The sequence below is a fragment of the Burkholderia sp. BCC0322 genome, from assembly GCF_902833045.1.
GTDB lineage: Bacteria > Pseudomonadota > Gammaproteobacteria > Burkholderiales > Burkholderiaceae > Burkholderia.
The window spans coordinates 92,907-106,234 of the sequence record NZ_CADFDU010000004.1 but is presented as its reverse complement, the minus strand read 5'-3'; the positions used below and the strand labels follow the sequence as shown (position 1 = coordinate 106,234).

13 protein-coding genes are annotated in these 13,328 nt (G+C 67.5%); 4 read left to right on the top strand and 9 right to left on the bottom strand.

Annotation, left to right across the window (positions count from 1 at the left end; genetic code table 11):
• Window positions 1-116: 116 nt before the first annotated feature.
• Window positions 117-1,412 carry a citrate synthase family protein gene (locus HWX39_RS13680; RefSeq protein WP_175968976.1) on the bottom strand — a complete coding sequence of 432 codons (1,296 nt, stop codon included), beginning with the start codon at window positions 1,410-1,412 and terminating at the stop codon, window positions 117-119.
• A 103-nt stretch (window positions 1,413-1,515) separates the two neighbouring features.
• On the opposite strand from HWX39_RS13680, the gene HWX39_RS13675 reads away from it, so the two are divergent.
• The gene (locus HWX39_RS13675) at window positions 1,516-2,949 is read left to right on the top strand and encodes a CoA transferase (RefSeq protein ID WP_175968611.1); all 1,434 of its coding nucleotides are present in this window, start codon (window positions 1,516-1,518) and stop codon (window positions 2,947-2,949) included.
• Between the two features lie 374 nt (window positions 2,950-3,323).
• Here the strand turns inward: HWX39_RS13675 and HWX39_RS13670 are convergent, their stop codons facing one another.
• The 7 genes from HWX39_RS13670 to HWX39_RS13640 all read right to left on the bottom strand — a co-directional run bounded on the left by HWX39_RS13670 (window position 3,324) and on the right by HWX39_RS13640 (window position 8,188).
• Complete coding sequence (locus HWX39_RS13670) at window positions 3,324-3,548, bottom strand: hypothetical protein (protein WP_175957830.1); 225 nt, start codon at window positions 3,546-3,548, stop codon at window positions 3,324-3,326.
• A gap of 277 nt (window positions 3,549-3,825) precedes the next feature.
• Window positions 3,826-4,029, bottom strand: a complete 204-nt coding sequence (locus tag HWX39_RS13665) for a cold-shock protein (RefSeq protein WP_034185637.1) — start codon at window positions 4,027-4,029, stop codon at window positions 3,826-3,828.
• A gap of 164 nt (window positions 4,030-4,193) precedes the next feature.
• A complete protein-coding gene (locus HWX39_RS13660) occupies window positions 4,194-4,415 on the bottom strand; it encodes a hypothetical protein (RefSeq protein ID WP_175968610.1) in 222 nt (73 codons plus the stop codon).
• A 139-nt stretch (window positions 4,416-4,554) separates the two neighbouring features.
• Complete coding sequence (locus tag HWX39_RS13655; protein WP_175968609.1) at window positions 4,555-5,535, bottom strand: sulfonate ABC transporter substrate-binding protein; 981 nt, start codon at window positions 5,533-5,535, stop codon at window positions 4,555-4,557.
• A 123-nt stretch (window positions 5,536-5,658) separates the two neighbouring features.
• Window positions 5,659-6,498: a MerR family transcriptional regulator gene (locus HWX39_RS13650; protein ID WP_175957799.1), complete on the bottom strand. Its 840-nt coding sequence runs from the start codon at window positions 6,496-6,498 to the stop codon at window positions 5,659-5,661.
• A 9-nt stretch (window positions 6,499-6,507) separates the two neighbouring features.
• The gene (locus HWX39_RS13645; protein ID WP_175968608.1) at window positions 6,508-7,071 is read right to left on the bottom strand and encodes a GNAT family N-acetyltransferase; all 564 of its coding nucleotides are present in this window, start codon (window positions 7,069-7,071) and stop codon (window positions 6,508-6,510) included.
• A 97-nt stretch (window positions 7,072-7,168) separates the two neighbouring features.
• Window positions 7,169-8,188 carry an AraC family transcriptional regulator gene (locus HWX39_RS13640; protein ID WP_175968607.1) on the bottom strand — a complete coding sequence of 340 codons (1,020 nt, stop codon included), beginning with the start codon at window positions 8,186-8,188 and terminating at the stop codon, window positions 7,169-7,171.
• A gap of 420 nt (window positions 8,189-8,608) precedes the next feature.
• Here HWX39_RS13640 and HWX39_RS13635 point away from each other — a divergent pair, with 420 nt between their 5' ends.
• Both HWX39_RS13635 and HWX39_RS13630 read left to right on the top strand, forming a co-directional pair.
• Window positions 8,609-9,973 carry an MFS transporter gene (locus tag HWX39_RS13635; protein ID WP_175968606.1) on the top strand — a complete coding sequence of 455 codons (1,365 nt, stop codon included), beginning with the start codon at window positions 8,609-8,611 and terminating at the stop codon, window positions 9,971-9,973.
• A gap of 91 nt (window positions 9,974-10,064) precedes the next feature.
• Window positions 10,065-11,180, top strand: a complete 1,116-nt coding sequence (locus tag HWX39_RS13630; protein WP_175968605.1) for a porin — start codon at window positions 10,065-10,067, stop codon at window positions 11,178-11,180.
• Between the two features lie 19 nt (window positions 11,181-11,199).
• Here the strand turns inward: HWX39_RS13630 and HWX39_RS13625 are convergent, their stop codons facing one another.
• Complete coding sequence (locus HWX39_RS13625; protein ID WP_175968604.1) at window positions 11,200-12,138, bottom strand: LysR family transcriptional regulator; 939 nt, start codon at window positions 12,136-12,138, stop codon at window positions 11,200-11,202.
• Between the two features lie 132 nt (window positions 12,139-12,270).
• Between HWX39_RS13625 and HWX39_RS13620 the strand changes: the two genes are divergently transcribed.
• Window positions 12,271-13,269, top strand: coding sequence for a quinone oxidoreductase (locus HWX39_RS13620; protein ID WP_175968603.1), 999 nt, complete (start codon window positions 12,271-12,273; stop codon window positions 13,267-13,269).
• Window positions 13,270-13,328 lie beyond the last annotated feature (59 nt).

Sequence of the window (13,328 nt, the reverse complement as noted above, 5' to 3'; positions counted from 1 at the left end):
GGCGCCCTGCCGATTCGTTGGCGACCTCCGCGAATCGTCGGTGGGTGGCTGCGTCCCAATGCCGACGAGGCATTGACGTGTCGCCGATGACGAGCCGCGACGTGATCAGGCGAACGCTATCGAGTCCTGAAGAAAGCGGCAAGCATGTCGTCTTTCGGCGCTGCAGGTTGCGTTGTCTGCTGCTTTCCTGACCGTCCGCGGGATCGGGCGTGATCCGCGCCGGCGCCGGCGCCATCAGGCCAGGTCCCCGTGTATACCGCGCGCGGCCTGATGAGATCGGATTGCTCGCGCTGCTCCAGCCCATGCGCGATCCAGCCGATCGAGCGGCCAAGCGCGAACAGGCCGAATGCGGCGCCGACGGGAAGCCGCAAATGCCTGCGCAGTGCCACCAGAGCGAGATCCAGCGAGGGTTTCTGGCCGACGAGCGTGCTCCCCGCATCCATCATCCTTTTCCATTGAGGATGACGCGGCAGGATCCGCGACAACAGGAACGTCGCGCGCACGTCGCCGCCGGGATAGAGCGCATGTCCGAAGCCCGGCAAGCCGTCTCCCCTGGCGAGGCGCGCGCTCATTTTTTGTTCGACATCCTGATTGCCAAGTTCGTCCCACAGTGCTTCGCCACGCGCGGTGGTGGCGCCGTGCCGCTCGCCCGACAGGCCGGCCAGGCCGCCGACCACGACGGCCCGCAAGCTCGCGTTCGTCGACGCAATGCATCGCCCCGTGAAGCTCGACGCATTCAGTTCGTGATCCGCGCACAGCACGAGCGCCATCCTGATCAGATCGGCGCCCGCAGGCCCGACGCCCCAGGCCCGTGCGCATTGCACATGGATGGGTGCCGTATCGATCCGGGTGCGCAGCAGGCATGCCGCCAGAATTCGCACGAGATCGCCGCAGCCCTGCGCCTGGCGATCGGCCGACTGATGCCAGACCGCCGTCGGCGCGTCCTCGCTTGCGACGGTGAAGAGCGGCAGCAGGGCCTGCTCGGCGCGTTGATCGGCGTAGTGCCTGAAGAGGGTTCGCAGTACTGGCGGCGTCGTGGGGACGTGGCGGCCGAAAGCGGTCTGCTCGTCGCATCGCCATAGCAGCGCCGCGACTTCCTCGAGACTTGCGCGGGTAGCGAGATCGAGTGCATCCACGCCGCGATAGAAAAGCCGGCCGCCGTCGATCAACGTGATGCTCGATTCGAGCACGGGCGACCCCCAGTTCAGCGCGGCCTTCGCTACCTCCTTTGGCTTGCGGCCGCGTGCGCGTTGATCCGCGAGCCGGTCGACATCGGCCGCGAGGTAGCGGCTTTCACGGTGACTGCCGCCCGGCTCCGCGCGAAGCAGGCCGCGGCTGACGTACGCATAGAGGGTTTGCCGCGAGACACCGAGCCTTGCCGCGGCTTCGGTCGAATTCAGGTAGTTCGACATCGTGCGCAGGGGGAATCGTTCGACAGGTTGATCAGGATAATCAACGTTGACAACAAATGCGAGCGAGACGATCTTTGCCTCACCCAATTCATGCGAGGCGAACATGCGTGTCGATCAAATTTCGAGCGAACGGGCCGCGGCCGATGAGGATCAGGTGTCGCGTCATCTACGGGCGTTCTGGCTGGCGGCGGGTGGGGCCCAGGCGTTCCTCGAGTCGTGCAGCTTCAGCGGCGCGGGAGAACTGGTCTCGGCATTTCGCGTAACCGACTTGGCCACGGCGGCGATCGGCGCGGCAGGGATGTCGGTTGCCGAATTGCTGCATGCATCGACCGGAACGTTGCCGTCGGTTCGGGTCGACCGGCGCATGGCGTCGCTGTGGTTCGGCACGTCGCTGCGCCCGCAGGGCTGGACGATGCCGCCTCAATGGGATCCGGTGGCCGGCAACTATCGGGCGCGCGATCGCTGGATCCGGTTGCATACCAACGCGCCGCATCATCGACTGGCAGCCTTGTCGGTGCTCGAGTGCGCCGCCGATGCACAGTCGGTCGCGCAAGCGGTGAATCGCTGGGATGCCGCTGCGCTCGAAGAGGCGATCGTCGAGCGCGGCGGGTGTGCGGCGGCGATGTACTCGGCGCAGGAGTGGGCCGAACATCCGCAGGGCAAGGCGGTCGCAACCGAACCGTTGCTGCATGTTCATGCCGCGACCGATGTCGTCGCGCATGACTGGCGGCCTTCGAAAGACCGGCCATTGCGCGGCATTCGCGTGCTCGACTTGACGCGCATTCTCGCCGGCCCCGTGGCGACACGGTTTCTTGCGGGCCTGGGCGCCGACGTGCTGCGCATCGATCCGTACGGCTGGGAAGAACCGGGCACGGTGCCGGAAGTCGTCCTCGGCAAGCGGTGTGCGCGGCTGAACCTGAAGGATGCCGCGGATCTCGATACGCTCAAGCAGTTGCTCGGCAGTGCCGATATCGTCGTGCACGGCTATCGGGCCGATGCGCTGGCGCGCCTTGGACTCGATGCTGCGCATCGGCGCGAACTGAATCCCGCGCTCATCGACGTGTCGCTCGACGCTTATGGCTGGACCGGCGAATGGTGCTGCCGGCGCGGCTTCGACAGCCTCATTCAAATGAGCACGGGCATCGCCGAGGCGGGCATGCGCGTGACGGGCAGCGACCAGCCGGTGAACCTGCCCGTTCAGGCCATCGACCATGCGACGGGTTACCTGATGGCGACGGCCGCCATTCGCGGGCTGACGACGCGCATGATAGGGGGCGTCGGTGTCGAGGTCCGCGCGTCGCTGGCGCGTACGGCGGCCGATTTGCAGTTGCGCTCGGAGCCCATCGGCGAAGTGATCGAACTGGTCGCCGACGGACAACGCGATCGCGCGGAACACGTCGAATCGACGTCGTGGGGGTCGGCATCTCGGCTCCTTCCGCCCGTGCGGATCGATGACGCACCGCTCCATTGGTTTTATCCGGCGCGCGCACTGGGTGCGTATGAACCCGAGTGGTTGTCTTCGAACGGTGATCTTTGAGGCGGTGCGATGAATCGGCTGGTGTCGGTGGAGACGGCGAGACGGCGGGGCGGGAGTCGACCCGACCACGGCGACGCATTTGGCTCGGCACGATGCGGAGGTCGTCATCACCGGACAGCGCGAACATGCTGGAACGCGCCGCCGAAACGATCGGCGGCGTGTTTCCCGATGCGCGTCCCGCCGTGCCCTGGCTGCCGACCTTGGCGTGCCTGAGATCCGGTGGAACGTGTTCGGGATACGCTGGCAGAGCGGTTCGGGACCCTCGATATCGTGGTCAACGCGGCCGGCGGAGAAGGTGGCGGGCCAGTGAAGCAAGTGGGCGCGCGCAGGCTGTACCTTGCGCGTGTCGCCGGATCGATGGTCGGGTGTTGCCCTTAACCGCGCGTGTCGACCCAGTTGCGTGCCCAGCGGGCCGAATGCTGCAACGCCTGCTCCTCACTCGTGAAGTAGTCGAGCGAATAGAACTGGTAGCGGCCTTCGGCGCGTGTGCTGTCGGCGCGTTCAAGCAGCAGGTTGGATGAAAAACTACCATCGGGCAAACGATGCGCCGAGGATTGAACGGCATAGCCGTTGTACTGTTGAATTCGGATGTTTTGCATTTTAATTTTAATAATGTTCGAGTGCTCGCGTGCCGTGCGAAAGGTGCACGAGTACGCCGATTCAAAGCCATTGCGAGCCGAATCTGAAGCAGTCGTAAAGCGAAAAAGGGCTTTGCAGCCAGAGGGGGAATGAAGTGCAACGAGGCGTGTGGCGCTCGGCAAGCTGCTGAATGAACAGATGCAGCTAAGAGCAGTCGCGCCAACTTTGGGAGAGCAATCTCCGCGAGGATGTCGCTGCAACCCGGCGTCCGTGACGGGAAGCCGGGTTCTTCAAACTTTACAGCGGCTGGATGTTGGCCGCTTGCAGACCCTTCGGGCCTTGCTTCGTTTCGAAGCTTACCTTCTGATTTTCAGCCAGCGTCTTGAAGCCGTCGGCGCGAATTTCGGAAAAGTGAGCGAACAGGTCGTCGCCGCCGTTGTCGGGCGTGATGAAGCCAAAGCCTTTGCTGTCGTTGAACCACTTGACGATACCGGTATCCATGAAGAATCCTTGAGAGAAAAAAAGAAGATTTGCTCTGTAAAAGAGCGCGTGAAGCGTCAAGGAGAGAGAGGACAACGAATACCGCTGAGGAGCGATGAATTGATGAACAGCAATCGGACTTCTTGAACTTCTGCCGACACATTAACCGCCGGGCGGTGCCGGCGTCAATCGTTACTTTGTAACTGTTTCTTCGGGCGGTCGGATTTTCGGATGAGGCGATGTGGCCCTGCCTGGCTGCGCGCGCTACCCGGCATGGCGCGCAGGTTGGGCAGTGCCTGATGGGGTGGGGGCGCTGAACGACCCGCAGCGGCCACATAGCCATCCCCGTCGCAACCATTCGAATCACGAACCACGTTGCGGCCAGGAATCGCGTCGCGGTCGTCCATGATAAACGTCGAAGCGTGCCCCGCGCTTTGACGGAGCGCCGACAGTTCGTCCCGCGTTTCCCGAAAATTCGGCAAAAACGAACAAGCCCGACGAGTCGTGCGCCCGTCGGCCTGTTGGCAATTGCGCACGGCGTTCCGGCTACTTCGCCGCGAGCGCACTTTGCACGCTTTTATCGACCCAGGCGTTGTCGGCCACGCTCAGCCTTTGCGGAATCAGCTTCGCCGCATAAAACGCATCGGCGACGCCTTGCTGTGCCGCGACGATCTTTTCGTCGAGCGGCACCGCGCCAAACGGGACACGCTTGATCCACGTCTCGACAAGCGGTTGCGGCAGGCCGACCTTCGGGGCGATCAGCGCGGCGGTTTCGGCCGGATGTGCGTTGACCCACTGACCCGTCTCGCGCGCCTGCTTCAGGATCGCGCTGACCACGTCGGGATGCTGTTGCGCGAAATCCCGTGTTGCTTCGTAGAAGTTGTTGGTCGCCGCGAGGCCCGTGTAGTCGGACAGCGTGCGCACCTTCAGCGTGTCTTGCGCGGCCGCGTAGTACGGATCCCAGACGACCCATGCATCGACGTTGCCGCTCTCGAACGCGGCGCGCGCGTCGGCCGGCGCAAGGTAGACGGGGCGGATTTCGTCGTAGCGCACGCCGGCCTTCTTCAGCGCTTCGAGCAGCAGGTAGTTCGCGCTCGAACCCTTCTGCAGCGCGACCTTCCTGCCGCGCAGGCCGGCGACCGAACGGATCGGCGAATCGGCCTTCACGACCACGGCTTCGTTGTGCGGCGCCGGCGGTTCCGCGCCGACATAGACGAAGTGCACGCCGGCCGCCTGCGCGAACACGGGCGGCGGCGCACCCGTATAGCCGAAGTCGATGCTGTTCGCGTTCAGCGCCTCGAGCAGTTGCGGGCCGGCCGGGAATTCGAACCACTGCACGCCATAGCCGAGCGGCTTGAGCCGCGCTTCGAGCGAACCTTGCGCCTTGATGGCCGACAGCAGGCCGGCCTTCTGGTAGCCGATGCGCACGACCTTGTCGGCGCCGCCTTGTGCGAAGGCCGACGCGGCGGACAGCGTGACGAGCGTGACGGCGGCGGTGCGGGCGATCCAGCGGGTGAAACGAATCATCGGACGGACTCCATGCAAAACGTCTTCGGGCGAGCGGTGGTGGCGCTCGGTTGGAAGAATCGTCGCATGGGCGATCACGCCCGCAAACGAAGCATTGCCGATATCAATATGACGGCGGCGCGCCTATGCTTCGTCGCTGTCGTCTTTCGAGGCCGGTGTGCCGGACTGTCGCGCGGCCTCGTCGCTGAGCTTCTTGTCGAGGATCGTCGCTACGCGGCCGCCGAGATACGCGCTCGCCGCAGTTTCCAGCGCACGGTTCGTCTCGCCTTCGACGAACACGGCCGCGAGCGGACGCAGGCGCCAGATCGCGTCGACCAGCTCGGGCACGTCGGTGGCGGGCGGCAGCGTGCCGGCGTCGTAGCGGTCGAGCCGCTTCACGACGAGATCGACGAGCAGTCGCGCGATCGCGTCGAAATGCGGCCGCGCGAGGCTGATCACGTCGAGCAGCTCGCGCGGCGGGATGCCTTCCTTCGTCATCGCGGCCGCTGCTTCGAGCAGTGCGGGGCTCTTTGCGACGAACGACAATCCGCGGCGTTCGAGCAGGCCGAGTTCGGTCACGCGCGACAGTTGCGTGGTCGCCTGCGGGCCGAACATCTGCGCGAGCGCGGCGAGCGAATAGGTCTTCGGCAGTTCGTGCGACCAGCGGCCGCCGATCGCGTTTTCGAGGCCGAGGATCGAGCGCAGGTCGTGGCCTTCGTCGATCGCCTTGATCAGGTCCTGGATGTTCGACAGCGTGTAGCCGCGCGCGAGCAGGTGGTTGATCAGTTTCAGGCGCGCGACGTGCGTGTCGTCGTAGATGCCGACGCGGCCGCGCTTTTCCGGCGGCGCGAGCAAACCGCGATCCTGGTACGCGCGGACGTTGCGCACGGTCGTGTCGGACACGCGCGCGAGTTCGTCGACCGTGTACTCGTTGCGGGCGTCCGGCGCCGCCTCGTCGGGGGTGGAATGAGTCTGTTTTGACATGCGGCCATTCTAGCGCGACGTGACAGGCTCGGGCGAGACGGGGAGCGTGCTTGCGCCGCCGCCGAGCGGGCGCTGCAGCAGCGCCGTATCGATCCAGCGGCCGTGCTTGAAACCCACCGCCTTCACCATGCCGGCCGGCTCGAAGCCGAACGCGCGATGCAGCGACGTCGAGCCGCCCGTGCCGCCGTCGGCGATCACGGCGATCATCTGCCGCCACGGGCCGGCCTCGCAGCGTTCGATCAGCGCGGCGAGCAGCGCGCGGCCGATTCCGCGCCCGCGCTGTGTGTCGTCGATGTAGATCGAATCCTCGACCGTGAAGCGGTACGCGCTGCGCGCGCGGTACGGCGTTGCGTACGCGTAGCCGGCCACGCGGCCGTCGCATTCGGCGACGAGGTACGGCAACCCGTGGCGCAGCACGGCGTCGCGGCGCGCGCGCAGTTCGGCGACGTCGGGCGGCGTTTCCTCGAACGACGCGACGCTGTGGTGCACGTGGTGCGCATAGATCGCGCGGATCGCATCGAGGTCGGTATCGGTCGCGTCGCGAACGACGCAGGCGGCTGGCGTGGCGGACATGGTGACGGTGCGGCAGGGGCGGTGTATGGGCAAGCCGATACTATGCGGGCGATTGCCTGACGCGTAAAGCGGCGGCCGTGCGCCCGGCGCGCGGCGTTCAGTTCGGCTGCCGCTGCTTCTGCGTGTCGCGCGGCAACTCGTCGAAGCGGGCGAAGTAGTACGCGGAAAAGCGGCCGAGGTGCCCGAAGCCGAACGTCAGCGCCGTATCGGTGATGCTGGCCGTCGGGTCGCTGAGCAACTGCACGCGCGCGGCGTCCAGCCGGATGTTGCGCAGCAACTCCATCGGGGTCGCGCCGTGGTAGCGCCGGCACAGCACGTTCAGGGTCCGCAGGCTGACGCCGGCCGCCCGGGCGAGATCTTCGAGCGAGATCGGCGCGCAAAGCCGCGCATGGATGAATTCGTGCAGCGCATCCATCTGCCGGATGCCGCCGCGCGATCCGGATTCCGCCGGCGCACCGCGCGCCGGCGGCGGCGCGCCGGCCTGCGCGGCGGCGGGCGACGGCGGGCAATGCACGAGCAGGAAGAGCGCGAGGCTGCGTTCGAAGTGGTCGCGCCATTCGGCCCGGATGCCGCCGTCGTCGGCAACGGCGAGCACGTTGAGCAGCGACTGCGCGATCAGATCCCATTGCGACGCCAGCGCCGTCGGCAGCAGGAATCCGGGCGCGAGGCCGGGCGCCGCGTCGTCGGGCCGGCGGCCGCAGACCGCGCGCATCAGCGAATCGGGCACCTTGACGATCAGTTGCCGCGTGCCGGACCGCCAGCGCAGGCGAACCCGCGACGTCGGCGCCAGCACGGCGGTGCGCCCCGCGGATACGCCCATCACGTGCCCGTCGCACTCGATCTCGGCGCCGCCCGCGAGCGACGTGTGGACGAGCGAAAAGCCGTCGAACGGGCGCGGGGCGACCTCGACTTCGGCGCCGTACTGCAGCGCGTAGACGGTCAGCTGATTCAGTTGCCCCTTGAACAGCGCTGCGTCGGGCACGCCCTGTTTCCAGCGCAGCGCATGCTCGGCCAGTTCCATGGAAACCTGCTCGTGCGCATCCATGCGCAATCCGGATCGGAACACGCAATTCCGATACAGCGCGGACAGCACTTCCGCATTCGGGGCGAGGGGCATGGGGCGTCTCCTGTGTGGCGGTTTTCGTGCGGCGCACCCGGCTGGCTGCGGATGCGTCGTGCCACATCGGTTTCTCTTGTGAGCGAGATATCCTGAAACGATGATATTGATCTTTGTCAGGCTTGTCGAAAGTTTTGCAAGAATCGGATAGTCCCGTTCGTCGCGGGGAAAGATCCGGATAGCGCCCGGCGTGCGGAAAAAGGCGGATCGAGTTCGCATGGCCGCCTGCAAATTCCGGATAGTGAGAATCATTGTGGCTTCCTACACTGCGCCGGCATCCGGACGGAAAGTGGCGCATTGCACGACAATATTTCGGACATCTACTAAATCGATTGGCTCAGAGATCGTATTGGTTCGAACGCGTGTGACGCGAACACTTCCGCCAGGTCCGAATCCCCACTGGAAAAAGGAAGGAAGTCCATGCGTCAAATCAATCTGCAGGCGCTCTCCGACGATGCGCGGCTGGGCAAGCTGCACGGCGTCGTGCTGTTCTGGTGCGCGCTGATCATCGTGTTCGACGGCTATGACCTCGCCGTGGCCGGCATCGCGCTGCCGGCGATCATGAAGGAGATGGGCGTCAATCCGGCGCAGGCCGGCTTCATGGTCAGCTCGGCGCTGTTCGGCATGATGTTCGGCAACATCGTGTTCGGCACGGTAGCCGACTGGATCGGGCGACGCTGGGCCATCGTGGCCTGCCTGACGCTGTTCAGCGTCTTTACCGCGGCGGCCGGGCTGGCGCAGACGCCCGCGTTGTTCGGCGCGGCCCGCTTCCTGGCGGGCATCGGCATCGGCGGCGTGATGCCGAACGTGATCGCCCAGATGACCGAGTACGCGCCGCGCCGCATGCGCAGCACGCTGGTGACGCTGATGTTCAGTGGCTATTCGGTCGGCGGCATGCTCGCGGCCGTGATGGGCAAGGGGATGATCGACGCGTACGGGTGGCAGTCCGTGTTCGTCGCCGCGGGGGCGCCGGTGCTGCTCGTTCCGCTGCTCGTGAAGTGGATGCCGGAATCGCTGCCGTTCCTGATCCGGCGCGGCAGGACCGACGAGCTCGCGCGCATCGCGCGCCGGCTCGATCCGGCGTACCGGCGTCAACCGGGCGACTGTTATGTCGTCCCGCGCGAGGACAAGGCGGGCGGCGCGCCGGTTCGCCAGCTGTTCGACGACGGTCGCGGATTCAGCACGGTCATGTTCTGGATCGCCTGCTTCATGTGCCTGTTCATGGTGTATGCGCTCAGCTCATGGCTCACCCGGCTGATGGCGAGCGCCGGCCACAGCCTTGGCTCGGCGTTGACCTTCGTGCTGGTGCTGAACGCCGGCGCGATGGCCGGTGCGATCGGCGGCGGCTGGCTGGCCGATCGCTTTCCGATCAAGACGGTGCTCGTATCGATGTATCTGCTCGCCGCGGTATCGATCACGCTGCTCGGCTATCCGATGCCGCCCGCGCTGCTGTTCGTGCTGGTCGCGCTCGCGGGCGCGTCGACCATCGGCACCCAGATCGTCAATTGCGCGTATGCGGGGCAGTTCTATCCGATGGCGATCCGCTCGACCGGCATCGGCTGGACGCTGGGCGTGGGCCGCTGCGGCGCGATCCTCGCGCCGATCGTCATCGGTCTGCTGGTCGGCATCGATCTGCCGCTGGAACAGAACTTCATGGCGATCGGGCTGCCCGCGCTGGCGGCGGCCGCCGCGGTCGGCCTGATCGACCATCGGCGCTCGGCTTCGCAACACGGCCTGGCGGCTGCGGCCGGCGAACGGCAGGCGTCGCCCGCCCGGCACTCCTGAGCGGCACATTGGCGAGGCTCGCCGGCGCGAGGCCGGCGGCCGATCGCGCGCGGCAACGCAGCGCGCGTCGTTTTTTTCTGGAAATTCAGTCATGCATATCGATTCTCGGGTGTTGAACGCGAGGGTGAAGGCAAGCGTACTCGCGGCGGCGCTGGCGGCGACATCGGCGGTCGCGCACGCGCAGGGCGGCGTGACGCTTTACGGCATCGTCGATACCGGTATTTCGTACTACAACCACGCGGCGAAGGGCGGGGCCGCGACGGGCATCCCGCACCTGACCGGCGAAGTGCCGTCGCGATGGGGCGTGAAGGGCGACGAGGACCTGGGCGGCGGCTATCGCGCGTTCTTCGTGCTGGAAAGCGGCTTCCAGCCCGGTACGGGCGGATTCAATTACGGCGGGCGGCTGTTCGGCCGGCAGGCAAACGTCGGGTTGAGCGGCGGTGCGGGAACGCTCACGCTCGGCAGGCAAATGAACATGACGGCCTATGCGCTTGCCAATGCCGACGTGATCGGGCCGTCGATTCATTCGCCGAGCGGCTTCGACGCCTATCTGCCGAATGCGCGCAGCGACAATGCGATCGGCTACCTAGGCAAGTTCCGCGGGTTCACGATCGGCGGCACCTACAGTTTCGGCCGCGATGCCGCCGGGCCGGCCGGGCCTTCGGCTACCGGCTGCGCGGGGCAGGTGCCGGGCAATCCGCTCGCGTGCCGGCAATATACGGCGCTGGTGGCCTACGACGCGGCGCGCTTCGGTGTCGCGGCGTCCTACGACGTGAAGCGCGGCGGAGCGGGCGCGGCGGTGCCGCTCGACAGCAGCGCCCATACGAGCGCGCACGGCGTGGTCGCCGGGTACGTGGTGATGGGGCGCGCGAAGCTCGGCGCGGGATGGATCCGGAACAACGTCGCGGCGGCCGCTCATTGGCAGACCGACATCTTCTTCGCCGGCGTCACCTACATGCCGACCCCGGCGCTGTCGTTCGACGCGCAAGGCACGCGCTATCTGCAACGCGGGCACGCGCGCGGCGCGAACGCGACGTTGCTGGTCGGGCGCGCCAACCATCTTCTGTCCAAGCGGACGCGCGTCTACACGTCGGTCGGCTACATGCTGAACGGCGCGACGGCCGCCAAGGCGGTCGCCGCCGGCGGCACGGTCGACACGGGGCGGAACCAGTTGGGGGTCATGGCCGGGCTGCAGCAGCGGTTCTGACGCGAGCGGGTCGGTGGCGTCAAAGCCGTCCGTCCGCCTCGCGCACCGCGTCGGCGATCGCATCCGCGACGCGCTGCACGCGCGGCGAGCGGCGCACGTCCGGATGAACGACGAGCCAGATCTCGCGCTCGATGTCACAACGTGGCGCGGACGTCAGCTCGACGAGCGGCACCGGGGCGGACGATGGTGCCGCACCAGCCGCACCAGCCGCACCAGCCGCACCAGCCGCACCTCCCGCACCTCCCGCGGCAAGCGAATCGTCGACGAGAAACCTGGGCAGCAGCGCGACGCCGGCCCCGGCCGCGCAGGCGCGATATTGCGCGGCGAGGTCGTTGGTGACGAACGCGAAGCGGCGCCCGGCCGCGAAGCGTTCGAGCCATTGCTGCTGCGGCGTCTGCGCGAGCGCGTCGTCATAGCCGACGAACGGCCAGGTGTCGGGCGGCGCGCCCGCCCATTCCGGCGCCGCGCACAGCGCGAAGCGCATCGTGCCGAGCCGGCGCGCGGCGAGCCCCGGCTCGGTCGGCCGCGACAGCCGCACCGCGAGATCGGCCTCGCGCGCGTACAGGTTCGCCGCGTGCATCTCGCCCAGCAGGTCGATCCGCAGCGCCGGCCACGCGCGCTGCGCGCGGGCGAGCCGCGGCGCGAGGAAGTGGCTGGCGAACACCGGCGACGCCGATACGCGCACCACGCCGTCGAGCGCCGCCGCGCCCTGGGCGGCGCGCGCGAACGCATGCGCGTCGGTTTCGAGGCGTGCCGCGTGCTCGGCAAGGTGCAGCCCTTCGTCGGTCGGCGGCCAGCCGCGCGGCAGCCGGTCGAACAGCCGGATGCCGAGCGCGGACTCCAGCGCGTCGATGCGCCGCGCGACCGTCGAATGCTGGACCTGCAGCGCCCGCGCGGCGGCCGACAGGCTGCCGCCGCGCATCACCGCAAGGAAATAACGGATGTCGTCCCAGCTCATCGGCAGCGCTGGCGCGGGAACGCGATCCTGATCGGTCGAATTTTGCACAGTAAATGGGCGAGAAACGGGAATTCCGATCGATTATGCACGATGGGATGATTGTTTCACTTCAATTCGATTGTGAGGAACGTCATGACCCAAACTGCCACCGCCATCCGGATCGGGATCGACCGCTACGGCGACGCCGGCGTGCTGCGCCGCGTCGATGCGACCGTCGCGCCGCCCGGGGCCGGCGAGGTGCGGATTCGCCAGACCGCGGTTGGCGTGAATTTCGTCGACATCTATTTCCGGACGGGCGCGCATGCGTTGCCCGCGCTACCGGACGCGCTTGGCGTCGAGGCGGCCGGCGTGATCGACGCGGTCGGGCCGGGCGTGACGGATCTCGTCGTCGGCCAGCGTGTCGCGTATGCGGGCATGCCGACCGGCAGCTACGCGAGCCTGCGCACGATGCCGGCCGAGCGCGTGTTGCCGATCCCCGAAGGGGTGAGCGACGAAGCCGCCGCGGCCGGGCTGCTGAAAGGGATCACCGTTTATATGCTGCTGCATCGCGTCCGTCAGGTCGGCGCCGGCGACACGGTGCTCGTGCATGCGGCGGCCGGCGGCGTCGGGCTGCTGGCGACGCAATGGGCGCGTGCGCTCGGCGCGCGGGTGATCGGCACGGCCGGGTCGGCCGCGAAGGCCGCGCTCGCCCGCCAGCACGGCGCCGAGGCGGTCGTCGATTATCGCGAAGAGGATTTCGTCGTGGCCGCGCGCGCGTTCGGCGGCGGCGCGGGGGTCGATTACGCGATCGACGGGATCGGCGGCGACGTGCTGACGCGCACGCTCGGCGCGGTCCGTCCGTTCGGGATGGTCGCGAGCATCGGGCAGGTGGCTGCAATCGGCGCGCGGCAGACGTTCGATCTCGACGAGTTGGGCCCGGCCCGCTCGATCGCGCTGGCGCGGCCGAGCGTGCTCGGTTTCATCGCGCGCGACGTCGCGGGGTATCGCGAAGCCGCGCGCGCGACGCTCGAGCGGCTGGCGGGCGGGATGCACGTGGAGATCGGCACGCGGCTGCCGCTCGAACAGGCGGCCGATGCGCACCGGCTGCTGGAGTCGCGCGCGACGACGGGGGCGGTCGTGCTGGTGCCGTGACGGCGGGCCGCTGCGGATGGGGTACGGCGCGTCAAAGGCCCAAAGGCGGCGGGGTGGCA

Excerpts from the sequence above, each read along its gene's own strand:
- HWX39_RS13635 (WP_175968606.1), top strand. The coding sequence starts at position 8,609 with ATGCGTCAAATCAATCTGCAGGCGCTCTCCGACGATGCGCGGCTGGGC.
- HWX39_RS13675 (WP_175968611.1), top strand. The coding sequence starts at position 1,516 with ATGCGTGTCGATCAAATTTCGAGCGAACGGGCCGCGGCCGATGAGGAT.
- HWX39_RS13655 (WP_175968609.1), bottom strand. The coding sequence starts at position 5,535 with ATGATTCGTTTCACCCGCTGGATCGCCCGCACCGCCGCCGTCACGCTC.
- HWX39_RS13625 (WP_175968604.1), bottom strand. The coding sequence starts at position 12,138 with ATGAGCTGGGACGACATCCGTTATTTCCTTGCGGTGATGCGCGGCGGC.
- HWX39_RS13650 (WP_175957799.1), bottom strand. The coding sequence starts at position 6,498 with ATGTCAAAACAGACTCATTCCACCCCCGACGAGGCGGCGCCGGACGCC.
- HWX39_RS13630 (WP_175968605.1), top strand. The coding sequence starts at position 10,065 with ATGCATATCGATTCTCGGGTGTTGAACGCGAGGGTGAAGGCAAGCGTA.
- HWX39_RS13640 (WP_175968607.1), bottom strand. The coding sequence starts at position 8,188 with ATGCCCCTCGCCCCGAATGCGGAAGTGCTGTCCGCGCTGTATCGGAAT.
- HWX39_RS13680 (WP_175968976.1), bottom strand. The coding sequence starts at position 1,412 with ATGTCGAACTACCTGAATTCGACCGAAGCCGCGGCAAGGCTCGGTGTC.
- HWX39_RS13670 (WP_175957830.1), bottom strand. The coding sequence starts at position 3,548 with ATGCAAAACATCCGAATTCAACAGTACAACGGCTATGCCGTTCAATCC.
- HWX39_RS13665 (WP_034185637.1), bottom strand. The coding sequence starts at position 4,029 with ATGGATACCGGTATCGTCAAGTGGTTCAACGACAGCAAAGGCTTTGGC.
- HWX39_RS13645 (WP_175968608.1), bottom strand. The coding sequence starts at position 7,071 with ATGTCCGCCACGCCAGCCGCCTGCGTCGTTCGCGACGCGACCGATACC.
- HWX39_RS13660 (WP_175968610.1), bottom strand. The coding sequence starts at position 4,415 with ATGGACGACCGCGACGCGATTCCTGGCCGCAACGTGGTTCGTGATTCG.
- HWX39_RS13620 (WP_175968603.1), top strand. The coding sequence starts at position 12,271 with ATGACCCAAACTGCCACCGCCATCCGGATCGGGATCGACCGCTACGGC.